Source organism: Methylocaldum sp. GT1BB (assembly GCF_051027545.1).
Taxonomy (GTDB): Bacteria; Pseudomonadota; Gammaproteobacteria; order Methylococcales; family Methylococcaceae; genus Methylocaldum.
Genome location: NZ_CP194902.1, coordinates 3944929 through 3967560, shown reverse-complemented (window position 1 = coordinate 3967560; position 22632 = coordinate 3944929). Strand labels below are relative to the sequence as shown.

General features: G+C 58.6%; 16 protein-coding genes. 7 read left to right on the top strand and 9 right to left on the bottom strand.

Features of this window, described 5'->3' with window-relative positions:
• Positions 1-913 precede the first annotated feature (913 nt).
• Genes ACR2TX_RS19000 through ACR2TX_RS18990 form a run of 3 tightly spaced genes read left to right on the top strand, consistent with a single transcriptional unit; the run spans position 914 to position 4495 of the window.
• Positions 914-2209: a glycosyltransferase family 4 protein gene (locus ACR2TX_RS19000; protein WP_434130504.1), complete on the top strand. Its 1296-nt coding sequence runs from the start codon at positions 914-916 to the stop codon at positions 2207-2209.
• Positions 2206-3357 carry a GNAT family N-acetyltransferase gene (locus ACR2TX_RS18995; protein ID WP_434130503.1) on the top strand — a complete coding sequence of 384 codons (1152 nt, stop codon included), beginning with the start codon at positions 2206-2208 and terminating at the stop codon, positions 3355-3357. The genes ACR2TX_RS19000 and ACR2TX_RS18995 overlap by 4 nt, the downstream gene beginning before the upstream one ends.
• A 13-nt stretch (positions 3358-3370) precedes the next feature.
• The gene (locus ACR2TX_RS18990) at positions 3371-4495 is read left to right on the top strand and encodes a glycosyltransferase (protein ID WP_434130502.1); all 1125 of its coding nucleotides are present in this window, start codon (positions 3371-3373) and stop codon (positions 4493-4495) included.
• A 156-nt stretch (positions 4496-4651) separates the two neighbouring features.
• Here ACR2TX_RS18990 and ACR2TX_RS18985 read toward each other — a convergent pair whose 3' ends face one another.
• Entirely contained in the window at positions 4652-5689 is a 1038-nt protein-coding gene (locus ACR2TX_RS18985) for a polysaccharide deacetylase family protein (protein ID WP_077732111.1), read from the bottom strand.
• A gap of 577 nt (positions 5690-6266) precedes the next feature.
• Between ACR2TX_RS18985 and ACR2TX_RS18980 the strand changes: the two genes are divergently transcribed.
• Positions 6267-7502, top strand: a complete 1236-nt coding sequence (locus tag ACR2TX_RS18980; RefSeq protein WP_434112825.1) for an anion transporter — start codon at positions 6267-6269, stop codon at positions 7500-7502.
• A 206-nt stretch (positions 7503-7708) separates the two neighbouring features.
• On the opposite strand, the gene ACR2TX_RS18975 is transcribed toward ACR2TX_RS18980, so the two are convergent.
• From ACR2TX_RS18975 to ACR2TX_RS18960, 4 genes are all read right to left on the bottom strand, one after another.
• Positions 7709-8956 (bottom strand): PepSY-associated TM helix domain-containing protein, encoded by a 1248-nt coding sequence (locus tag ACR2TX_RS18975; RefSeq protein WP_434112823.1) that lies wholly within the window; start codon positions 8954-8956, stop codon positions 7709-7711.
• Positions 8957-9033: 77 nt separating this feature from the next.
• A complete protein-coding gene (locus ACR2TX_RS18970) occupies positions 9034-11499 on the bottom strand; it encodes a TonB-dependent siderophore receptor (RefSeq protein WP_434130501.1) in 2466 nt (821 codons plus the stop codon).
• A 111-nt stretch (positions 11500-11610) separates the two neighbouring features.
• The gene (locus ACR2TX_RS18965; protein WP_156881308.1) at positions 11611-12576 is read right to left on the bottom strand and encodes a FecR domain-containing protein; all 966 of its coding nucleotides are present in this window, start codon (positions 12574-12576) and stop codon (positions 11611-11613) included.
• Entirely contained in the window at positions 12576-13106 is a 531-nt protein-coding gene (locus ACR2TX_RS18960) for an RNA polymerase sigma factor (RefSeq protein WP_077732116.1), read from the bottom strand. The genes ACR2TX_RS18965 and ACR2TX_RS18960 overlap by 1 nt, the downstream gene beginning before the upstream one ends.
• A gap of 453 nt (positions 13107-13559) precedes the next feature.
• On the opposite strand from ACR2TX_RS18960, the gene ACR2TX_RS18955 reads away from it, so the two are divergent.
• A complete protein-coding gene (locus ACR2TX_RS18955; RefSeq protein WP_240506905.1) occupies positions 13560-14792 on the top strand; it encodes an amidohydrolase family protein in 1233 nt (410 codons plus the stop codon).
• Here the strand turns inward: ACR2TX_RS18955 and ACR2TX_RS18950 are convergent.
• From ACR2TX_RS18950 to ACR2TX_RS18935, 4 genes are all read right to left on the bottom strand, one after another.
• Positions 14773-16065 carry a PepSY-associated TM helix domain-containing protein gene (locus tag ACR2TX_RS18950; RefSeq protein WP_086133897.1) on the bottom strand — a complete coding sequence of 431 codons (1293 nt, stop codon included), beginning with the start codon at positions 16063-16065 and terminating at the stop codon, positions 14773-14775. The genes ACR2TX_RS18955 and ACR2TX_RS18950 overlap by 20 nt on opposite strands.
• 15 nt (positions 16066-16080) lie before the next feature.
• Positions 16081-18621 carry a TonB-dependent siderophore receptor gene (locus tag ACR2TX_RS18945; RefSeq protein WP_086133898.1) on the bottom strand — a complete coding sequence of 847 codons (2541 nt, stop codon included), beginning with the start codon at positions 18619-18621 and terminating at the stop codon, positions 16081-16083.
• 346 nt (positions 18622-18967) lie between these two features.
• Positions 18968-19930, bottom strand: a complete 963-nt coding sequence (locus ACR2TX_RS18940; RefSeq protein WP_086133899.1) for a FecR family protein — start codon at positions 19928-19930, stop codon at positions 18968-18970.
• A gap of 74 nt (positions 19931-20004) precedes the next feature.
• On the bottom strand, positions 20005-20526 hold the full coding sequence (locus ACR2TX_RS18935) for an RNA polymerase sigma factor (protein ID WP_077732121.1): 522 nt from the start codon (positions 20524-20526) through the stop codon (positions 20005-20007).
• A gap of 698 nt (positions 20527-21224) precedes the next feature.
• Here ACR2TX_RS18935 and smbP point away from each other — a divergent pair.
• Both smbP and ACR2TX_RS18925 read left to right on the top strand, forming a co-directional pair.
• A complete protein-coding gene (gene smbP / locus ACR2TX_RS18930) occupies positions 21225-21560 on the top strand; it encodes a small metal-binding protein SmbP (protein WP_077732122.1) in 336 nt (111 codons plus the stop codon).
• A 659-nt stretch (positions 21561-22219) separates the two neighbouring features.
• Positions 22220-22627 carry a c-type cytochrome gene (locus ACR2TX_RS18925; RefSeq protein WP_086133900.1) on the top strand — a complete coding sequence of 136 codons (408 nt, stop codon included), beginning with the start codon at positions 22220-22222 and terminating at the stop codon, positions 22625-22627.
• Positions 22628-22632 lie beyond the last annotated feature (5 nt).

Here is a 22632-nt window from a genome sequence, read left to right as displayed (position 1 = left end):
GGGGAACTGCTCTGGGAGCAGCGTGTTGCCCTACTCACGGGGTCGGATATCCGAGACCGCCAATTACCTAAGGGGCACAAAGGCAAGCATGTTTAACGCTTCAGTTTCCAAGCAAAAAAGCGCAAGTGGATTGAAGTAAAACCAATTTTTGTTGTCGGGTAGTCGCTCGTCACTTGCGTAGCCGATGAAAGCATGTGCCGTGCCAATATCGATCAAACCTAGAGCTGACGCGGGATTGGCTTTTTGGGGGTGTCGCCGACTACGTAGAATTACTTATCAATCGACGCTGATATGCGACAGAGGATCGCTCCTATCCAAAAAGATGTGTGGTTCGATGGAAGAGGACGCGCCGGGCGTACGCAGCGAAAATGGGGTCACTGGAGGGGGCGGAAATGACACCCGAAACGCATGTAAGGGATCGGAAAGTCGAGGGGTCGCCGGAGAGCGACGGTTAAGCACATACCCCTTGCACCATAGAAAGGCGACACAAGTCGTGATTGTTCGTCTTTTCTCATCCGACGACTGTTTGATATAGTGAAAAACGTTTCGGCCGGACCGTTCTCGTTCCCGGCCCATTCAAGGAGGATAGTCGACTTGCGGAGAGTCTGGCGATGGACAGCGCACCGTTTCCGCTTCATCTAAACCCGAGGTCCCATTGGGGGCCAGCATTCGCTGCTCCGTCCGACGGGTGCTATTCCTCGGAGCAAATCGCCATTCCCTCGATCGCGTGCGGAATTCAAGCTGAGGGAAACCGTAATCTCGCTGACTAGCCAAGGTTTTTGATCTTCCGTGTGGGGTTTATCGAGGGCGGAAATCGCCGGGCCTCACGGTTGTTGGATCATCGAGCGATTCATGGCGTCAGTGCTGATACAGGGAAGTTGTCGGTACCTTATATATAAGACAGGGATTTAAGATGAGGATATTTGTCGTCGAGCCTACGGGCCAGGGAGGGTTGGTGCACTATGCCTACGAGTTATGCACCGGACTCGCGAATGCCGGAGCGGACATCACTTTAGTGACCGCAGATGAGTATGAACTCAGCGGCTGTCCGCATAATTTTCGTGTCGACAAGCGATTGCATCTGTGGAAGATCGTCGATTCGCGCGCAGTGCGAAAGCAGCCGCGAGGAGTCCTGGCGAAAACCTGGCGCCGGTTCTGGTGGACCGGCCGAAGAGTGTTGAGGTTTTCTCGACTACTCGGCCAGTGGATTCGCCTGACGAATTATCTGATCGCCGAGAAACCCGACGTCATTCTGTTCGGACGGTTCTATTTTCCCGGAGTCTCGCTTTTTCTTCGAAGGCTTAAGCGTCATGGCCTGGTCTTGGCGGACGTGTGCCATGAGTACGAGTTTCGCGATCCGAGCTTGTCTCGAATCAATGCCCTGATCGATCGGACGACGGGGTTTTTCGAGAAAACCGTATATAAAGCGTTCTCCGCCGTGTTTATCCACGGGGAAATAAATCGGGATCGGTTCTTGGCCGAGCTCGAGGTGCCTTCCGAGCGCGTCCACATCATCCAGCACGGGGTGTCCAGTCTATTTTTCAGTCAGGCCCAAAAGGTCGGCTTAGCCGAGCGTTATGGCATCGAGGCTTCCGACCGGCTGGTACTGTTTTTCGGCAATCTTCGGGTGAGCAAGGGCGTTCCCGATCTCCTTCGCGCCTTTGCTTTGATCGAGAGCGATAAATATCGAGCCAAATTGGTTGTCGCGGGCTACCCGACGCAATCGGTCGACGTAAACGAATTGCGCAGACTGGCCCGGGAGTTAGGAATAGAGCGGCGCACGATTTTCGATATTCGTTACATACCCAACCATGAGGTGAGCGAATTGATTCAGCTCGCTACGGTTGTGGCCTTTCCGTATCTCAGCGCCACTCAAAGCGGGCCGCTGATGATAGCCCACGCTTTCGGTCAGCCGGTCGTGGCGACCTCGGTCGGCAATTTTCCGGAGGTGGTAAAAGACGGAATCACCGGTCTCCTTGTGCCGCCTGCGTCTCCGCCGGCCTTGGCCGATGCACTTGGAAAGATTTTGGCGGCCCCGGATCTCGCCGAAAAAATGGGCAAGGATGCCAAAGCGCTCGCCGAGAGACGGTACAGTTGGAATTCCGTAGCCAGAGACATGTTGGCGGTACTCCAAGACATCGCCTTGGGACCCGCCGTCCGCGGAAAGACAGCTTCATCGGCAAACGACGCACGGACGGTAATACGATGATCAAGATCGAGATCGTTCAATCGGAAGAGGGATTTCTCGCGCTCGCATCGGAATGGAATGCCTTGCTCGACGCATCCGGGCTGGGAAATATATTCCTCACCTGGGAGTGGATATCCACATGGTGGACCTGCTTTGGCCGAGGACGCTATAAGCCGTGGGTCATTACAGCTCGCGACGGAAACGATGGCCGGCTGGTCGGGCTGTTGCCGCTCGCTTTGCAAACGGTAAATCTCGCCGGTCTCCGCCTGCGGCAACTATCGTTCATGGCCGGCGACCGGGTCATCGACCATCTCGACGTGATCGCTAAACCAAGCCATAGCCATGCGGCAATGCCATTCTTCGTCGATTGCCTGGTCGGAAAGTCGGTCGAGCACGATGTCGTCCGGCTCGATGCCATGAAAGCCGATTCGGCCTTTGTCAAGGCACTCCTCGATACCATCGAGCAACGGCCTGATGATGCCAGCCACATGGCGATCGACTCGATCTGCCCTTATCTTTCGCTTCCCGATACGTGGGACGGTTATTGGGCCTCGATCGGGAAACAAAGCCGATATAACTTCACCCGCAAGGCCAAACGGCTTCAGGCCCGAGCGAGCGGGCCGGTCAGCTATCGAAGGGTCGAAACGAAAGCAGAGCTTTCAGATGCTATCCGTGAGCTCGTGCGTTTGCATCAGGCCAGGCAGCAGCAAAAGGGTAACCCCGGAGCGTTCGCGCAGAAGCGGGCGATCGAGTTTCATACCGCGGTTGCCGAGCGTTTTCTGGACAAAGGATGGCTTCGGCTGTACTTGCTTACCGTCGGGGAGCAAGTGATCGCGGCCATCTATTGCTACAAATTCGGCGGCAAATTCAGCTTTTACCAATCGGGCTACGACCCAGCTTGGTCCGAGTGCAGCCCGGGCGCCTTAATCATGCTGCATGCGGTTCGAGAGGCAATCAGCGAGGGTGCCGAGGAATTCGACTTTCTTCGCGGCGAGGAGCCTTACAAGTCGTTATGGACCAGCACGGCGAGGACGGACCTGCGTTTACGGATTGCCACGAGCATGCCTGGTTGGCTGATTCTCAGAGCATATCAGCTGGCCTACCAGGGCCGCCGCGCCATCAAGGCGAATCTCGGTTGGGGTAACCGCCATGCCAAAGCCGCATCCTGACCGCATACTGTTCATGATCGATTCTCTTGGTATGGGAGGTGCCGAGCGGATGCTGTTCAATTATCTCCAGCATCTCGACAGGAATCGATACGAGCCCCGTGTTTGCGTGTTTCGGGTCCGTGACGGAAATCCCATTGCCGCCGAAATCGAGAGGTTGGGGGTGCCGGTGGATCTGCTGCCGGCTTCGGGTATCCGCGATTTCATGAATGTGGTGTCGCTCGTGCGCTATCTCCGGCGTCACGGAATCGATCTGGTACATACCCAGCTCGAAACGGTCACGGTACACGGCGGTATTGCCGCCAAAATCGTCGGTCTTCCGACTGTGCACACTCTGCATACATTTGCCTATCCCGAAGCGACGTCAAAAGAAATCCGCAGAAGCGAAGTCGCGTGGTTTGCCCTGAGAAACTTTCACGACAAAATCATCGCGGTTTCTGCGGCGGTCGGCGATTATGCCGTGGCCAAAGGGCGTGTGCCGCCGGAAAGGATTTCGGTGCTCTACAACGGAATCGATACGAGTTCCTTTCGCCGTCGCAATGAAGCAGACCGAGCGGCAGTGCGCAAGACCTTCGGGATACCGGCGGATGCGGCATTGGTCGTCACGGTTGCGGTATTGCGTCGGGAAAAGGGAATCCAATTCCTGATCGAAGCGTGGCCGGACATCCTCGAAGCCGTGCCGAACGCCTATTATCTGATCGTCGGTGCCGGCCCTTTCGAAAGTCAGTTGAAGTCGCTCGCCACGACTTACAAATTAACGGATCGAGTGTTATTTGCCGGTGCTCGCAACGATATTCCGGAGATATTGGGAGGCAGCGACCTTTTCGTGCTTCCCACACTCGACGATGTGCTTCCGACCGTGTTGGCCGAAGCGATGGCGAGCGGTTTGCCGATCGTGGCGAGCCGTGTCGGCGGAGTCCCCGAGATGGTGGAACCCGGCAAGAACGGTTTGCTTGTCGCTCCTGCCGACCAAACGCAACTGGTGGAAGCCTGTGTTCGTCTGCTGCGTACGCCGGACGAGGCGCTGCGGCTGGGGCAGGGCGGACAAGACGTCGCCGAGGCGCGTTTTAATGTTCGAAATCAGGTGCGAAAGCTCGAAAACATCTATCAGGAACTTCTGGAGCGGACAAATTCCTCCTGATAACTCGGTATTCGAGCGTCACCGTCCGCGCAACCTGGTGCCATTCGACGTTCGAGCGTTTTCCGAATCGGTGTAAGGGATTCGGATATGTAGGTCAGCAATCCCTTGCCCACGTATCGGCTGGCACGAATCCGTACACCGGGATGGAACACGCTCTCAGCTGACCTCGGCATTGGAACGATAAAGTACATGGTGCACCTTGCATTGGAACGACATTCGAGTTAGACCGGGGTGGACGCCATAGCGTCTAAGTTCCAGCATTGGCGTATGTGCCGTATTCGGTCCCTGAATGGTTGTTGCTGCTGCGAGGATTCCGAAGTCTTTAAGAATATGAATTATTTTGTAATCGTAATCGGTGGACCCACCGTTCGGGTATGCGAATAACCGGCAAGCTTGGCCCGTCCAGTCGGATATCGAACCAATACTTTCATCGATTTCATCACGTGCTGCCTTAAGCGGAACTCTCGTAAGGATCGAATGAGAAGCCGTGTGAGCCCCAAAATGGATTAGCCCGGAGTTAGTCATGGCAGTTATCGCGTCCCGATCCATGATCCGAAAATCCGATGAGGAATCGAGAAGACTGCTATCAACCTCGAGCTTCTCGATAATTCGCTCGAGCTGTTCCAGAAGATCGCAGTGTTCCAGTTTCTTGAGGTAACACTGTAGTTTTCTCGATGCAATGGCCTTGGCGTTTACTGTGGATAGGTTAAATTTAAGGCCTTGCCATTCAAGAGTCGGCATAAACGTATTTGCGATCGCCTGAATCAAGCGGCAAAACCAAATCGTCTTCGAAGTTCCGACAAAGCCGGTGTTTACGAATACCGTTGCCGGAAAATGGAATTCCCGCAGGATCGGAAAAGCGACGTCAAAGACATTTTGATAACCGTCGTCGAACGTAATGACCACGGTCGGACGGTCGATGGATCCGGATCGCAGCCGCTGAATCGCGTCCGGCAAAGCGGCGACTCGGCAATACTTGGCGAGGTATTCCATCTGCTCTCGAAACTGAGCCTCGGTAATAAAGCAGTAATCCGGCACCGATAACGGCCGCCGCACTACGCCATGATACATTAGTATCGAGAGTTTGTTTTTGTATAACGATCTTGGCAAAAGCCAAGATAATCGAAAAGCAGACTCGGTTAATGTAAGAGAATCCCGCTCGATCGGTTTGATAACTGATTCTGGGTTTGACATATAGCAATCCTGCCATGGCTTTAAAGTCCATTTTAAAGTCACTCTCGTTAGCCGATGATATTCCGGTTAACGATGGATCCCGAGTGTATCAGGTGAATCTCAGCATGATCAATGAAGATGAGGCAATCATAACGGACAGAGGAATATTATGTACAGTAAAAACCACTCGAAAAACGGTTTTGATGATTCAGGAGCGAGCAAGATATGGCCGATGCTTCAACGGAGTATGGAACACGCATCTATGACTCCTGCCGGGACCGATATCTCATGAGCGGACAGTCATGTTACTCGACTAACTAAGTATCATACGGGCTATTTTTGAATTCCGGAAATTATGTAAGCAATACATTACGAGTGATCGGCCGGTGTGACAAAAAGACGATTCCTTGAGATTAAGCCGAGCCGGTTGTGTTTCTACCGAATATCGAGATAAACACCGTTACGCCTGTCGTTTTTCGATGAATACCGCGGTCCGGCCGCAGGCAGCCGGATTTGCCGCGACACGGGCAGGTATCGAGCTCCGGAAGGTGCCGCCAGGTTATACTTCGCGCCATTTTGCGGAATCGGACCTTCAATCGTGATCGCTACGATCGTTATCGTTTTCTCCCTCGTTTATATCGGCATGATTTTGGGCGGCTTGCCTTTTCTCCAGCTCGATCGTACAGGCATTGCGGTGCTCGGCGCGATCGCTCTGATTGCCACCGAGTCGCTCACGCTCGAGGAAGCGGGCAGGGCGCTTCATGTTCCCACCCTGATTCTTCTTTTCTCGTTCATGGTCATTTCGGCTCAGTTGCGGCTGGGCGGATTTTATACGCTGGTGACGGAAAAACTCGGCACGCTCCGGGTGAGTCCAGCTGTGTTCTTGGCGGCCCTGATCGCTGCGGCGGCGGGGCTTTCCAGCGTGTTCAGCAATGACGTCGTCTGTCTCGCGACGGCCCCGGTATTGATCGATGTCTGTGTGAATCGTCGCCTCGATCCGGTGCCTTTTCTGCTCGCCTTATCCTGCTCGTCCAATATCGGCTCGGCCGTCACGCTCATCGGAAATCCGCAAAACATGCTGATCGGCGAGACCCTGAAAATGTCGTTCGTCGATTATCTTCGAGACGCCGCGGTTCCGGTGGGCCTGGGGCTTGCGATAACCTGGCTGCTGATCGCACTGTGCTGGCGCGGACGTTGGGAGTTCGAGCCGAGCCGGATCGGAGTCGACCAAGACCCGCGTCTCGAACGGCATGCGCGTTTCGATCCTTGGCAGACGATAAAAGGGCTAAGCGTTGCAGCCGCGCTGTTCGCGGCGTTTCTGTTTTCCGGTTGGCCGCGCGAAATATTGGCTTTAGGCGGCGCCGGCGTACTGTTGCTGTCGCGGAAACTTCATTCGAGACATATGCTCGGTCTCGTGGATTGGCAGATCATCCTGATGTTCATCGGGCTATTCATAGTCAACCATGCCCTGGAGATGACGGAGCTGCCCAGGCAGGCCGTGTCGGCCTTGGCGAACGCCGGACTCGACTTGCACGATCTCGGGCCGCTTTATGGCGCATCCTTCCTGCTCAGCAACGTCGTGTCCAATGTACCTGCCGTGATGTTGCTCCTGCCCATGGCCATCCATCCGGACGCGGGGCTGCTCCTTGCCTTGTCGAGCACCTTCGCGGGCAATCTGCTGATCATCGGAAGCATCGCGAACATCATCGTCGTGGACGCAGCGGCACGCCGGAACATCGTGATCACCTGGCGACGTCATGCCATGGTGGGGGTGCCGGTAACCCTGCTTACCATTGCTATCGGTGCCGCGTGGTACTGGTCGAGAATGAGATGATGCCGATGGTCCTTGCTTGGGATAAGGGAGATCGTCCCGTCTTGCATCACGCGCAACGACACGCCGCCGACCTCATTGCGCGCATTCGAAAACTGCAAACTTCCAGAGTTCCGGGAGTTGTGATGTCCGAATGGAAAGCATTGTCGATTACTTCACCCGCTAATCCGGTCGGCTCTCTGAATTCGACGGCAGGTTGAGATCGTTCCTCACCCGAATCCACGGTTCTGTGCCGGTTTCTTGAACTGCCTGGCCCGCCGCTTCTGTAGCCAGCGGATGATCCCGGTGACGTACAGCACCGGACAGGCGAGGCCGGAGAGGAACACCAGGATGCGGCCGGGTAAGCCGAAGACTTTTCCGGAATGCAGCGGCCATTGCCATTGCACGAACACGTCGCCGCCGCTGCCATGGGCGGGATCTCGCACCTGCAGGAGCTCGCCGCTGCGCCGGTCGAGCACCAGACAGCGGGAATCGAGCACGTGGGGGCGCAATTCGGGAACGTCCCGATAGCAGGCGGTGAAGAGACCCTTATCGCCAGGGGAAAACGAATAGAACTGCGGCACGCCGCCCGGATATTCCGACCGCGCCAGGGCGGCTTCCAAATTGATTGAAGGCATATTCGTGCCCGGATTGCCCGATGCGGTGGGCTCCGGCGTCAGGGGCGAAAAGCGTTCCACCAGCCAGCGGAACTGCGCGGGAAGGTTGAAGTAAAGGCCCGACACGAGGAGGGCCAGAAGCACGATCACGGGGTAAAACCCCGAGACCTGATGCAGGTCATGGTTGAAACGTACCGTGCTGGCGCGGCGCTTGATGGTGAATACCCGCCGCCATTTGCCATCCAGCGGCCACCAGAGAATCAGGCCGCTGAGGACGGAAACGACCGACAGCGCGGCCATCGCTCCCACCAGAATGACGCCGAAGTCCTTTAGCAGCAGAGCGTAGTGGAGCTTGAAGACAAAGCCGATGAGGCAATGCCGGAGCGGATTCCGGGTGTGGTAGAAGACGCGCCGGCCTACCGCTTCAGCCGTGTAGGGATTCACGGCGATGTTGAGCGCGGCCGCTTCCTCCGGCGGCGGTGTCGGTGTCTGTTCGGGATAGTAGAAGCTGAACACGTAATTCATGCCCGCACCGTCCGGCGCGTCGAGCCAGCCCGACTCCCAGCCCGGCGCCGCGGCTCGCTCGGCTGCGGCGAGAATCTCGTCCAAGGGCCTGCGCTCTGGTCCGGGCGGGATCGATGCGCGGTACAGGTCAGGGTTCAGGGACTCGTCGATTTCATGCCAGAACACCAGCACCGAGCCGGTGACTCCGATCACCGCCAGGAACAAACCGAGCCCCAGCCCCAGCCAAAGGTGGACTTTCAGCCAAAGCCTGCGCCGGGCCTGGAGACGTCTCAGCCGGCGGCTTCTCCCGCTTTCGCGAACCCTTCGATGGGTGGAGGGGGTGACGGTTCGATTCATGTTCGGTTCCTGTCTCCCGTCTCGTCCGGTTTCCCGGAACGATGAACGAGACGGGATATTCCGGTGGCGGTGTTCGTTCAATACTCCAGACGTAACGACCCCAGGACGGTCAACGGCTCGCCGACGGTGATTCCTGCGCGTGGTGCGCCATCCAGCATGTTGGTCGCTTTGAAGTAAGTCTTGTCCAGAATATTGGTGACATTCACTTGCGCCGTTAGCCGCGTCGGCCCGACATTGAAGCGATAAGCCGCCATGGCGTCCCAGCGCACGTAACCGGGTAGCTGAAAGCTGTTTTCGTTATCTCCCTCCCGCTGACCGGCGACATAGGCACCAGTGCCCAGGCTCAGCCCTTTGACGAATTCGAACGGCAGGTCGTATTTGACCCAGAGGCTGCCCGAGTTCTCCGGAACGTTGGGAAGCCGATTGCCTTCGTTGTCGGGGAATTGGTTGTCCCGCTTGATTCGGGCATCGGTGAACGCATAGGTTCCGATAACGCTTAGATCCTCGGTAATCCTGCCGGCCACATCCAGCTCGATACCCTGGCTGCGCGCCTGTCCCTGTGTCTTATAGAAGGTACTGTTAGCCGAATTCGCCACATCGACCGCTTGGACGTTCTCCTTGGTGAGGTGGTAATACGCCAGGCTGGCGATGAGACGGCCGTCCCAGAATTCGGTCTTGGTTCCGATCTCGTACTGCGTGCCGGTTTCCGGCGTCAGGATCTCGCCGCTGAAGGAATGCCCCAGGTTGCTGCCGATGGACTCCACGAAGTTTCCGTATAGCGATAACCATTCGAAAGGACGGTAGAGGATGCCGACACGCGGGCTGAAAAACTGGGTTTCCAAGGCATCGAACTGGTTCTGGGTGAAGAGCAAGTGGTTCCAGCGGTTGGTGTTCTTCTGATGAATCCAGTCGTAGCGTCCGCCGCCCAGGATATGCAGTTGGTCGAACAGGGTGATCTGATCCTGGAAGTACAGCCCGTACCACTCTTCCAGGGAGGCCGTGTCGTAGTTGAAGCTCCGGCGCGACGGAAAACGATGGGTGTCGAAATTGAACGCGGGATTTCCCCGCGGGTTGAACGGGTCGAAGCCGTCCATGCCGGGAGGCCAGGGCAAGCAGTTGCCGGACTGTCCGGGGCCGGCGCAACCTTCGCCGAGTTCCTGGCGCCGATAATAATCGCCGCCGAGCAGGAGATTGTGCTTGACGCCGAAGGTTTCGAACTTTCCGTTCAAATCCAGGCTCGTGGCATAGGTGCGCCGGGGATTTTCGACCTGCCACAAGCCGCGATGATATTCGTCGTTGCCGAAATCGACGACCGGTCGATAACTTTCCCGGTAATCCCGGTCATCGTAGATAAAAGTGTGTTTGAGTGCCCAGTCATCGTTGAAGGCATGGGACCAGTTGAAATCCAGCAATATTCCGTCGTGTTGCGTGAAATCGCCTCGGTCGCCCATGAACTGACTGCGCTTGACCTTGGCCGGGCGATCACCGAGGGCGACGATGCCGCTGTCGATGACCGAATTTTCGTGGGTGTATTCCAGGGCCAGATTGAAAGTGGTTCGTTCACCGAATTTCCAGCTGATCGAAGGAGCGAAAAATACCCGTTCCTGATCCACGAGGTCGCGAAATGAATCCGAATTGAGATAGGCCAGATTGACGCGATAGTTCAAGCCATCGGTCAAAGGCCCGGTCGCGTCTATGGTCGTCCGATAAAAATCATAGGAACCGAACTGCTGCTGCAGCGCATAGTACGGTTGATCGAGCGGCTGCTTGGTCACCAGGTTCACCATCCCGCCCGGCTGAATACGGCCGTAGAGAACGGAGGATGGCCCCTTCAGAACCTCGATCTGCTGCAAATGCGCCGTTTCGAACGTGGTTCGCCCCAAGCGGACGCCATTGCGGTAAATCTGGGCATCGGCGGTGAAGCCACGGATCGTGAAGTTTTCGCGCAGATCGCCAAAACCGAAATTCTTCTGCACGCCGCTGACGTTTTTGATGGCATCTTCCACGCGCACCACCTGCTGATCCTCCATCACCTGTCTAGTCACCGTCTGGATCGACACGGGAGTCTCCATGATCGGTGTGTCGGTTTTAGTCGCGGTGGAGGTGCGGATCGCGGCATAGCCGGGGTTTTCGTCCTCCGCCGAATCGGTAACGGATACCAGGTCCAGGGCGACGCTGGCGTCCTTCGGCGCCTGCGGATCCTCCTTCACCGCCACCAGCGTCTTGTCCACCCATTCGTGACGCAGGCCGTTCCGGGCCAGCACCCGCTTCAAGGCCTCGTCGGCCGTCATGCGCCCGCGCACCGCCTGGGTCTTGAGTCCTTGCACCGCGGCGTCGGCGTACATGAGCTTGATGCCGGATGTGTCGGCCACGCTGTCCAGGGCGGCGGATAGCGGCTGTGCGGGCAGATCGAAATCGAAGCGGTCGGCGCCCGCAAGGGCGTCGCGTCCTGCCAAGGCGAAAATCAGCGCCAGAGCGGACGGTTTCGGAAGTGCTTTCCCCCGATGCCCCGGCTTGCGAACGGGGCGGTCGCTATGGACCATGGTCGTCTCCTTTGTTGTGGTTATGGGTCTTGCGACGGCTGATCGTCTTCAAAACTCCTTAACGAAGGAGAGCGGGCAAACCGGACATTTTTTTGTCGAAGGGGGAAGAACTCATCTCCGCGTGGACCGCTCCAGCACAATCGTGTCGCCGCTCGAGCGCTCCGCCCGGACCGGCAAAATTTTCTCGACGGCATTGAGGAAGGGGGCCAGATCGTCGGCATCGAAAGCGCCGCTCAGGGTCTCCCGGCCGAGGGCGGGGTCGGCGATAACGAAGCGCACCGGGTGATAGCGTTCCAGTTCGGCGGCAACTTCGGCCAGCGGGGCGTGCCTGAATACCAGGCGGCCGTGCGTCCAGGCTTCGATCTGCTCCGCGTCCGCCCGTTGCCGGTATCCGAGCCCGGTGCTCTCGCGGTAGCAGTTCCGTTCACCCGCCTTCAACCGCTGTGTCTTGGCATGGCGCGCATCTTCCAGCTCGACCTCGCCTTCCAGCACGGCTATCGTGACCTGTTCCGGCCATTTGCGAACGTCGAACCGGGTGCCGACATCGCGGATCGACAGATCTCCGGACTCCACCACGAAAGGATGGTGCGCATCGTGGGTCACGCTGAACAAGGCTTCGCCGGATTCCAGCTCGACTTTCCGGCTCCATCTCGACCAGTGCACGGCGATCCGGGTGGAAGTGTTGAGATCGATGCGGGAACCGTCGGCCAGCGTCACGCTGCGCCTTTCGCCCATGGCCGTGGCGTAGCGGGTGGTTTCGACCCGGAATTCATACCACCATCCCGCGGTCAGCACAGCCGTCAGCAAGATGGACAGGAGGAGGGTCGGCAGGGCGGAGGGCCGGGGGCGCGCCCGGCGGGCTTCGTCGAGGCCGGGCACGGGAATCTTCCGCAAACTGTCCATGCTGGTCCACACCTGCTCGGCCTCCGCGTAGGCCGCCCGGTGCTTTTCGCTTTGCGCCAGCCAGGCGGAGAACCGGGTACGATCCTCGTCGCTGCAATTTTCCGATTGCAGGCTTACGAACCACTCCATGGCCTGTTTCAGAATGCGATCGTGAGGTCCGTCGAACGGGGGCATCAGCGGAAATTCCCGTTTAACCCGAACTGCGGATCCTGCATGCGCCGGTGACAATGCAGCATCGCCTTGACCAACTGGCGCTGTACAGTCTTTTCGGAAATCCCGAGACGCGCCGCGATTTCGCCGTAGCTCAAGTCGTCGATCTTCCGCAGCAGAAACACGTGCCGGCACTTTCCGGGCAACGATGCGATGGCGTCCAGCAGGATTTCGCACTGCTGACGGAGCGATGCCAGTTCGTCGGGAGAAAGCTTGGGGCAGGTGAGATCGTCGGCCAGGGAATCGGCGCTGACGAAGGTTTGCCGGTTTTGCCGCAAATAATCGATGGCAAGGCGCTCCGCCGTGCGGAACAGGTAGGCCGGCAGGTTGTCCCCATGCGCCAGCGCGTCCTTGCGCACCAGGCGGAGATAAGTCTCCTGGCTCAGATCCTGCGCGGTTTCCGGACACTGCACGCGGCGCACCAGAAAGGCCACGATCGGATCGCGGTAATCGCGAAAAAGCCGGAAAATCTGGTCGTGGGTGAGGGAGGACATGAATGGCGTCGGATGGATCGGAGGAAACGGTTGGTCTCGGTCCAGGTTAATACCTGGACTGAAAAAGCAAGCTCGATGCCATCCGTACACGGCAGCGCAAGCCCTGTGGGAAAGTCTTTATGCAACAGTGCCATACGAAAATCCCGTGGTTCCGGATCGGGAGCGTGCCGCTATCCGGCGCAGTCCGTATGTGTCATTTGCCGCAGTGGGAATCGGCGGAAAGATCGTGTGTCGCGGGGGCAATCCCCCCGACCGCCTCGGATAAAACGGCCGGACCATGCGTCTATTGCCTTGGCGGAGCGCCTGGCCGATGCGCGATTCCCGGAACTTTCCGCAGTGGTACATATCTTGCCCGTAACATTTCCGGCCATAGGGGTGGCATTCGCCCGGATTCCGGTCGATCACTTTCGGTCCCGACAGATCCGCAAAAACCGCAAGACACGAGGACATTACGTGGATTCCAAACCCATCATCCGGTTCGGATTACGGCAAAATCCGATTCTGACCGTGCTTCTGCTTATCGGCATCATCGGGACGTTCCCGCAGCAGACGCGGGCTGCGGGCAACGGTTCCAAGCCGCTGATCCTGCAAGCTGCACGGGTATTCGACGGCGTCAATATGAATACCGATTACGCGGTTCTGATCGTCGACGGCAAGGTGGCGGGCGCGGGGCCGTCACGGCAGGTGCGCAATAACGGCGCGCGCATCGTCGATCTTGGCGATGCCACCCTGCTTCCCGGTTTCATCGAGTTGCACGGCCATTTGGCCTTCCAGAACGTGCCGCGCGAAACGGTGCTGCGCCACGGTGTCACCACCGTCCGCGACGTGGGCGGGCCCTTGCTGGCGCCCTCCGGCGGCGACGGGAGGCTACGCCTGTTGACGGCCGGTCCCATCATCACCGTGCCCGGCGGCTATCCCATCCCGGTGTTCGGCCAGCCCGGTCATGGCCATGGGCACGGCGAGGTGGCGGCGCCGGTCGAATCCGTCGAGCAGGCTCGGCAACTCGTGCAACACCTGGTTGCCGGCAGTGCGGCCGTCATCAAGATCGCACTGGAACCCGGCGGCGAAGAGGGCGCGTCCTGGAGCACGGGACATCCGGCGTCGCCGCCGCCGCCCTGGCCGATGCCGTCCCTGGAAATCGTCCGCGCCGTAGTGGAGGAGGCGCATAAGCTGGGCAAACAGGTATCGGCCCACGTGGCGGAACCCAAGGGCGTAGCGCGAGCACTGGCGGCCGGCGTCGACGAGTGGGCCCATGTCCCCTGCGAGCCCATACCCGACGAATTGCTCGACCAGGCCGTTCAACAAGGCGTCAGGATCATCACGACTATCGATACGCTGTCTCATTGCCGCGGGATACACGCGAATGCCGCCAAATTGGCGAGCCTGGGCGCCCAGCTTTACTACGGCGCCGAAATCGCCCATACGGAAATTCCCTGGGGCATCGATGCCCAGGAGCTTCATCTGATGGCGCACCTGACCGGGATGACGCCCCTGGAGGTGTTCCGTACCGCCACGTCCAAAGCGGGAGAAGTCTTGGGTCTCGCTCCGCTCGGCACCCTGAGCGTCGGTGCTCCCGCCGACCTCATCGCGGTCAAGGGTAATGCGCTGGAAAACTTCAAACGCCTGGAATCCCCGGATTGGGTGATGTCGGGAGGAAAAATCGTCGTCAATTACTTCGGCCGGTAATTCGATTCCTCGCCTCCCCCCAACCCGCGGGCCGGGGCGGCTTTTTGGACCGCTTTGCCCGCCGCTTCTGCAGCCAGCGGATCACGCCGGTGACGTACAGCACCGGGCAGGCGAGGCCGGTGAGAAAGATCAGGATGCGGCCGGGCCAGCCGAAGGCTTTGCCTGAATGGAGCGGCCACATCCAGTCCAGAAACGTGTCGCCGGCGGCGGTTCGGGTGTCGGGATCGTGGACCGTCAATATCTCACCGGAATATTGATCCACCGTCACCCGCCGCTCCGACCAAAAACGGCTGAGACCGGGTACGTCCCTTATGCTGATGGTGTAGACACCCGTTTCGCCTTCTGGAAGGCGCAGCCAATTGACCCTTCCCTCGGGATAGCTCCGGCGGACGCTGGCCAGGGCGCGATCCAAACCGATGGGAGAGCGTCCCGCCGCCGGGGATGATTGCGGATTGTCCGTAAAAGACCGGCTGTTCGGCGAAAGCAGTTTGACCGGCACCTTGAAATGATCGGGCAGGTTCATGTACACGCCGGACAGGAGCACCGCCAGCATGATCAAGGCGGTGTAAAAGCCGAAGGTTTGGTGAACATCGTGATTGAGGCGCTCGGGACTGGCAGCCCGCTTGATGGTCAATGCCCGCCGCCATTTGCCGGTCAGCGGCCACCATACGATCAAGCCGGTGAGCACCGAAATGATCGAAATCACGCCCATGATTCCGACGACGACCGCGCCGGTATTACCCGCCAGCAGGGCAAAATGCAACTGGAACATGAAAGGCACGAAGCCGTCCGGAAGCCACCGGCCCCGTTCGATCACGGCCCGTGTTCCGGTCACCTCGGCCGTGTAGGGGTTGACGAAGACATGCCGGAGTTCGGGCGTGGATTCGTTGTCGGTGACAACGCGGTAGAAGAATTGATACGCCCGCCGGTCATGCCGGGGGTAAATGATCGAGCCGATTTGCGCTCGGTCCGGCATCACCGAGCGAGCCGCTTCGACGATGTCGTCCACCGGGCGGAAATGTTCTTGTCCCTCTACCAGATTCGCCAACGCAATGACGCCGGGATTCAGCCAGTCGTCGGTTTCCTCGTAGAAGACGAGAACGCTGCCGGTAATGCCGAAGATCGCGAGACAGAATCCGAGTATCAGCCCCAGCCAGCCGTGGACTTCGAGCCACAATTTTCGGCGCGCCTTGAGCCGCGACAAGCGCGCGGCCCGCCATGCGTCGACGCCATTCGGGGATTGCCGTACGACGCTCATCCATCGATTCATCATTCCTCCCTCATTCGATCAAAATTCCAGCCGAATCGAACCCATCGCGGTCAGCGGGGCGCCCGGATAGATGCCGACACGCGGTGGTGCGCTCTGGAAAGGATCGGTGGATTCGTAATAGGTCTTGTCCAGAAGGTTGCGGATATTGAATTGCGCGATCAGGTTGGCATCGCCGAGTCGGTAGCGATACGCGGCAAAGGCGTCCAGGCGGACGTAACCCGGCAAGACAAAGGTATTGGCATCGTCGCCTTCGCGCTGACCGGCGATGAACACGCCGGCGCCGAAACTCAGGCCGTTCAGCGGCTCGTAGCGGCGGATATCGTACTTGAGCCAGAGACTGCCCGCGTGCTCGGGCACGTTGTTCATCCGGTTGCCCTGACGACCTTCGTTGTCGTTCGTGATACGCGCGTCGGTAAAGGCATAGCTGCCGATGAGGCTGAGTTCGTCGGTGATCTGTCCGGACACATCCAGCTCGATGCCCTGGCTGCGCGCTTCGCCGATCGGGGCGACGGCATTCGGGTTCGGGCTGCTGAAGTCCCGCGTCAGGATGTTTTCTTTGGTCAGATGATAATAGGCCAGCGTAGCCGTCAAGCGCTGGTCGAAAAGCTCGGTTTTGACACCGGCCTCGAATTGTTCGCCGATTTCCGGATCGACCGTGGCGCCGCTGGCGGTAATGCCGTTGTTTGCGCCGAATGAAGTGGTCCAGTTGCCGTAAACGCTCAGCCAGTACCAGGGCTGATAAAGAATGCCGACCCGGGGGCTGAAGGCTTCGTCCTTACGCGACGGCAGATTGGCTTCGGCGGCGCTGAACGAGTCGCCGAGCCCGCGACCGGTCTCTGCCCAGTCATAGCGCCCGCCTCCCAGGACGTGGAGCGTGTCCCAGAGCGTGATGTGATCCTGGAAATACACGCCGTACCACTCATCCCTGAAATAGGAATGATTGCTTCCCGCCGGAAAAGGCGTTGCCAGAGCATTCGCATAAAACGAACGGTCGATGCCGTAGACCGGATTGTAAATGTCGATTTCCAGGCCCGGTACGGGGTTCATGAAATCCCCTCGGGTCAGATAGGTGCCCGTCGATCGCAGGAAGTCGAAACCGACCAAGGTTTGGTGTTTAGTTCCCCAAAGCTCCAAATTCCCGGTCAGATCGAGGTTGGTGGTATAGGTTTCGGATTCAGCGGCTTGAGAAAAGATATTGCGGAGATAGGTACGGTTGCCGGTGCCGGGATCCAGGAACTGTTGAACGGTAAAGGCATTCGCCGGTTTCACGGACAAATTGCTGTCTTCGTTAAACGAAGCCAAGAAGCGGTTACGTAAAGTCCAGGTTTCGTTAAAGGCATGGCTTAAAGTAAAGCCGAGATTGACCCTCGACAAGGTATCGATCGGGTCGTCGGGATCGATAAAGGAGCGGCTGATGGGAATAGGTGCCGGGCGGTCGCCGATGGCGAACAATCCCCGATCGGCCTGGTATTCCTGATACAAAGCTTCGACTTCCAGGGTCATTTCCGTGGCATCAGTCGGTCGCCAAGTCACGGAAGGCTGCACCAGGATCCGGTCGTTGAAATTGAAATCGCGGAACGATTCGTTGTTCTGATAAGCGCCGGCAAAGCGGTAGCTCCAGGACCGGTCCTCGGTAATCGCTCCGGTCGCGTCCCACTCCGTCCGATAGAAATCGTAAGAGCCGAAACGCTGTTCTAATGAATAATAGGGCGTATTCTCGGGACGTTTGGTCACGACGTTGATCATCCCGCCCGGTTCGATGCGGCCGAATAAAATGGCCGCGGGGCCTTTCAATACCTCGACGCTTTGCAAATTGGCCGTATCAAACTCAGGCGCTTCCCCGACGGAAATGCCGCCCGCGACAAGGCCGTTACGAAATACGCGCTGGTTCTTGAAGCCTCGGATAAGGAAGCCGTGGCCACGGCCCAAACTGGTTTGGGGGCGCACACCGCTGACGTTTTCCAATGCATCCTTTATGCGCGTGGTTTGTTGATCCTGCATGACCGCGCGGGGTACTACCTGTATCGACACCGGCGTGTCCATGATCGGCGTGTCGGTCTTGGTGGCGGAGAAACTGCGGGTTACGGTGTAGCTGCCCCGATCTGTTTCTTCCAGCGCCTCGTCTTTCACCATAACGGGGGACAGATGCACTTCCTGGTTGTCAGCCATGGCCGGACGGATCGGCTCCCGAGCCCGTTCCAGCGTGACGGCCCTAGCCCCGGTATGACGATAGACGAGGCCGGTTCCGGCAAGGAGCTTTCTCAGGGCTTCAGACGGCGGATAGCGTCCGGCGACGCCGGGGGAACGCGCGCCCTTCGCGAGCTCCGCCGGGAAGCCGACCTGCCAGTCTGTGACGGCTATGAATTCGTTCAGCGCGTCTTCCAACGGCTGGGCGGGAATCGAAAACGGCATCGCCTGCTCGCTCCGGGCGGCAGCTTCGGCAGCCGAGGCTCGCGGGGAGAAGGACAATGGCGGAAAAGTCAGCGTGATGCCAATGGCGACTCGAGTGAGCGTCCGTGAGAGGATGACGGTGGACTGATGATTTGTTGTTCTTGTCATGAATGCTCCCAATGCCGGTGTCGTATGCCTGATTCAGGCTCTGGTTACCGAGACGTTTTAGGGGGTGGGAGCACACACCTCGCGACGAAAGAATTTTCATCGCGCATTCAGCGTCTTTGTCGGCAAAGGATTGCCGACCTACATTTTGGGCCGGGATAAGCCGCCGTAGGTCGCGAATCCCTTCGCGACATTGCGCCGCTCGACCCGCGGCTTGCGTCTTGATTTCCAAGACGGTATCTATAGTTTCGGCGACCTTGAAATGGGCGATTGCAACCTACGGTCATTTCACGGGCTACGGCAAGCGAAACGCGTTTCCGGCATACCCAGGGGCACGCCGATTAACGCTCTAACGCACTACCGTCAGATAGGGCGAGACGGTCGTGACGCGGGCGCCGGCGATGTCCGCGAGGGCACGGACCACGGCGGCGGTGTCGTCGAGCTTGTAGTTGCCGGTGACGCGGGTCTCCGCAAGCCTCCCGCTGGCGATGACGATGACGCCGGGATGATAGCGGTCGATTTCATTCAATACGTACGCCAAGGATTGATCCTTAAAAATCAGCCGCTTGTTGAGCCAGGCGAAGGCGCGTCCTGGGTCGATGGTCTCCGGCGGCGTGACCGTTTCCTTTGAGATCGATACGCGCTGCCCCGCCGTTACCTTAACGCTTGCGCCTTTCTCGTTGCCGCAGGCGACGATGCCGCTGTCGACGACGACCGAGGTTGTCTCCCCGGCCAGAACCGCGAACCGGGTGCCCACCACCCGCACGGTCGCGTTGCCGGTGCTGACGATGAAAGGCCGTGCGCTGTCGGGCCGGACCTCGAAATAGGCCTCGCCGGCCAGAAGGCGAACGCCGCGCCTATCGTTGTTGAAATCGAGCGCCAGGGCGGAATCGGTATTCAGGACGACGGTGGAACCGTCCGCCAGCGCGATGCGGCGCTGTTCGCCGGCTACCGTAGTGTAATCGGCGCGCCAGCGGTCGATGAGCCCGGATGCAGCCGCAATCCAGCCGGCCAGCAGCAGGACGGAGGCGGCCGAGGCCCAACGGCGGGCCGTTCGCCGCCGGCTTCGGGCGACGACCGGCGGGACCGCGGCGGGAAATCTTGCCAGCGCCTCGGATAAGGCCGGGGAATTCCACAGCTTCTCCACGCGGGCGTAGGCCTCGGTATTTTCGGGCTTGGCTGCATGCCAGGCCAGGAAGGCTTCCCGCTCGGCCGCGCCGGTTTCGCTGTCCCGCAGCCGCGCGAACCATGTCAGCGCCTCGGCTAGCGGCGTGCCGGGCGCCTTGGGATCGTCGTCGCCGTTGGAAGTCATGAAGAGGATAGGGTCCGCGTGAAATGGAGGCGTTATAGGATAAGACGTTCGGGGCGTGCCGGAACACACTGGCGTCAGAAGATATCGTCTCCCAAAACGGATACGAGATGAGCCAGCGCCGCATGGACATTTTTTTCCACGGCGCTGCGGGACAGGCCGATATGGCTGGCTATGCGTTCGTAAGGCCAGTGATGGAGCTTGTGCAGTATCAGAATTTGCCGCCGACGCTCGGATAGGCCAGCCAAGGCTTCGAACAGCCTTTCGACATCCTGCTGCGTTGCGGCATGCTGCTCCGGTGTCGGAGCCGAAGCCGGAATTTCGGCAACGATCTCCGGATCGGCTTCCGGACAATCCGTCCGGCTGCGGACCTTCGCCTTGCGCAAATGATCGAGAGCCAGATTGCGCGCGGTTTGGTAAAGAAAGGCTTTCAGGTAGGTGACGTGTTGGCTCTCCGCCGCGCCCATCACGCGCACATAAGCTTCCTGTGCCAGATCCTCGGCAGTCTGCCGGCAGCCCACCATACGGAACAGAGTGTGAACGAGCGTTTCCCGGTGATCCAGGAACAAATCGCTGACGCAGGCGGAAGAATGGTCCATTGACGGTGGACGGGGTTACGGCTGGTTTTTGTTATTTCGGACTTGAGCGAGGCCACTTTCTCGTGGTGGCAAAGAGCTCAAGCAATACAAATGCCATGGGAAGCGGGCCGGAAACCTTGCGGTTGGGCGATACATGAACCGGATTGCTGTGTGAATTGCCGCACCTGGTGTGGCATAGCTCGGGTAGCCGGCTTGGCGGGCAAGATAAGACGCGAATTTTGAAATGATCTCCACTGCCGCGAGACGTCGAGAAACGCCTTACCCTGATCTACGATCTTTGCCTGCCGCTCCTGCAACCAGCGGATTAAGCCGAACACGAGCACCGCCGACAGGGTCAGACAGTATTAGAGTCGAACGTCTGCTGTAATCGGCGTCGGGTTTATTAATCAGGCCCGTAAATACCCTCCTGGTATTTCGGGCCGCCGCCCAGGCCCGGTACACGCCCGGCCTGGGCTCACGCGGCTTGTCGCTGCGCCGGGGCATCCCTGCCCCGGATTAACCCGGCCTATATTTATAGGCCGGGTTAATAAAAGGGCTTTGTCCGGGACGACATACCCGGTTTCTCGTGTCCCGGTTTCGATACTAATGTCACTCTTTCGTGCGGCATCATGATTCTGTTAGGCTTAGCGTGCCCTGTGTTGTTTACGGCATGGGGTAGGACATGTCGATTCCGATGAATAGCACCTAAGGAGGCAAAAATGAAGACGAAGATCATTCCATTGATGGGCGCGTTGGTTTTGACTGCGAGCGGGATGGCTTACGCCTGGGACGCGCATACGGACCAGGCCATCGAGCACGCGGCGCAGGCCCTGGCCCACGGCCAGGATAATCATGCGCCACAGGCGACCCAGCATGCCGAAGAAGCGCTCACCCATGCCAAGGCCGCCGAGAAGTATCACGATGAAGCGACTAAGCACGTGAAAGAGGCGATCAACCACCTCAATCAGGCGGTCGAGCACGGCAAGATGGGACACGCCGATATCGCCGCCCAGCATTCCGACGAAGCGTTGAAGCATCTAAAAATGGCAAGATAAGAACTTTCGCTTCAATGCAAGCGGGCAGGTGCGCATTCTCTGTCCGCTTTTTTTGTCCCTACACCTTCAAAAGCGGCATTTGGCGAGAACGGCGAGCGCCGCTCGACCTTTACCTCAGAACAGCCCTCTCCTGAGGGGGTTACGCTCGAAGACTCATAGCAAACTGGAAAGCGTTCCAGCCGTTCCCCTTGCGCATCATGGATCGGTTCTCTCGAATTGCGTGTGTTCCCGCACAACTGGGTGACAGCCCTCAATTCCTTCCCGAAGAACAGGGCGACCAAGCCACACGATGCTTGGCCAGCAAGGCTTCCGGCGTTTGGCACCAATTTTGTAATCACTTTTGGTGCATAACCTCAACTTGTACTGTGGCGGATGATTGAACGAGTGCCAGGTATTCCCCGGCATCGCTCTCCCATCCGCCGTTTTTTTGCATGGGTTGGGTATGCCCGAGTTCGAATCGGGAGCCGACGACTCGCGAATCGAGCCGATTCCATCGCGACTGATGCAAATTGAGCTCTCCTCGAACTGGCGGCCGTTGCGAGCGGAACGATGAGAGAAAGACGCTTTGCCGTTGCTCTTGCGCCGTTGCAGCGCTTCCGGCAGGGAAGGAATCAAAATGCATCCGTCCTGGCTGTTCAATCAATACTAAAGGAGGCCTTATGCAAAGAATCGATACGCTATTCGCTCTGAGGAGACTGGCCGCAGCCGGTGCGCTTGTGCTTGCCGCTTCGGTCTGCTCGATCGCTCATGCGGAAGCGCCTTATAAAGTCGAAGGAAAAGCGGTGGACAAAGCGACTTTCAATGGGTGGAAACTCTACAAGCGCCAACGCTGCGAGACTTGCCATGGACCGACCGCGGAAGGAGGGGCCGCTTTTCCCAATCTGGTGACCGGCTTGAAGAACATGAGCACGGAAGATTTCAAAGCGACCGTGCTCAACGGACGCAACAACATGCCGGCTTTTAGCGGCAACAAGGCGGTGGTCGACGGGATCGACGGCCTGTACGCTTACCTGAAGGGCCGCTCGGACGGGGCGATCCCCGTCGGCGAACTACAGGAAATGCCGTAGGCTGA

What these genes read in the sequence shown, in the direction of transcription:
- ACR2TX_RS18925 (WP_086133900.1), top strand. Translation starts at nt 22,220, where the DNA reads ATGCAAAGAATCGATACGCTATTCGCTCTGAGGAGACTGGCCGCAGCC.
- ACR2TX_RS18990 (WP_434130502.1), top strand. Translation starts at nt 3,371, where the DNA reads ATGATCGATTCTCTTGGTATGGGAGGTGCCGAGCGGATGCTGTTCAAT.
- ACR2TX_RS18950 (WP_086133897.1), bottom strand. Translation starts at nt 16,065, where the DNA reads ATGATGAATCGATGGATGAGCGTCGTACGGCAATCCCCGAATGGCGTC.
- ACR2TX_RS18940 (WP_086133899.1), bottom strand. Translation starts at nt 19,930, where the DNA reads ATGACTTCCAACGGCGACGACGATCCCAAGGCGCCCGGCACGCCGCTA.
- ACR2TX_RS18995 (WP_434130503.1), top strand. Translation starts at nt 2,206, where the DNA reads ATGATCAAGATCGAGATCGTTCAATCGGAAGAGGGATTTCTCGCGCTC.
- ACR2TX_RS18945 (WP_086133898.1), bottom strand. Translation starts at nt 18,621, where the DNA reads ATGACAAGAACAACAAATCATCAGTCCACCGTCATCCTCTCACGGACG.
- ACR2TX_RS19000 (WP_434130504.1), top strand. Translation starts at nt 914, where the DNA reads ATGAGGATATTTGTCGTCGAGCCTACGGGCCAGGGAGGGTTGGTGCAC.
- ACR2TX_RS18965 (WP_156881308.1), bottom strand. Translation starts at nt 12,576, where the DNA reads ATGCCCCCGTTCGACGGACCTCACGATCGCATTCTGAAACAGGCCATG.
- ACR2TX_RS18985 (WP_077732111.1), bottom strand. Translation starts at nt 5,689, where the DNA reads ATGTCAAACCCAGAATCAGTTATCAAACCGATCGAGCGGGATTCTCTT.
- ACR2TX_RS18970 (WP_434130501.1), bottom strand. Translation starts at nt 11,499, where the DNA reads ATGGTCCATAGCGACCGCCCCGTTCGCAAGCCGGGGCATCGGGGGAAA.
- ACR2TX_RS18975 (WP_434112823.1), bottom strand. Translation starts at nt 8,956, where the DNA reads ATGAATCGAACCGTCACCCCCTCCACCCATCGAAGGGTTCGCGAAAGC.
- smbP (WP_077732122.1), top strand. Translation starts at nt 21,225, where the DNA reads ATGAAGACGAAGATCATTCCATTGATGGGCGCGTTGGTTTTGACTGCG.
- ACR2TX_RS18960 (WP_077732116.1), bottom strand. Translation starts at nt 13,106, where the DNA reads ATGTCCTCCCTCACCCACGACCAGATTTTCCGGCTTTTTCGCGATTAC.
- ACR2TX_RS18935 (WP_077732121.1), bottom strand. Translation starts at nt 20,526, where the DNA reads ATGGACCATTCTTCCGCCTGCGTCAGCGATTTGTTCCTGGATCACCGG.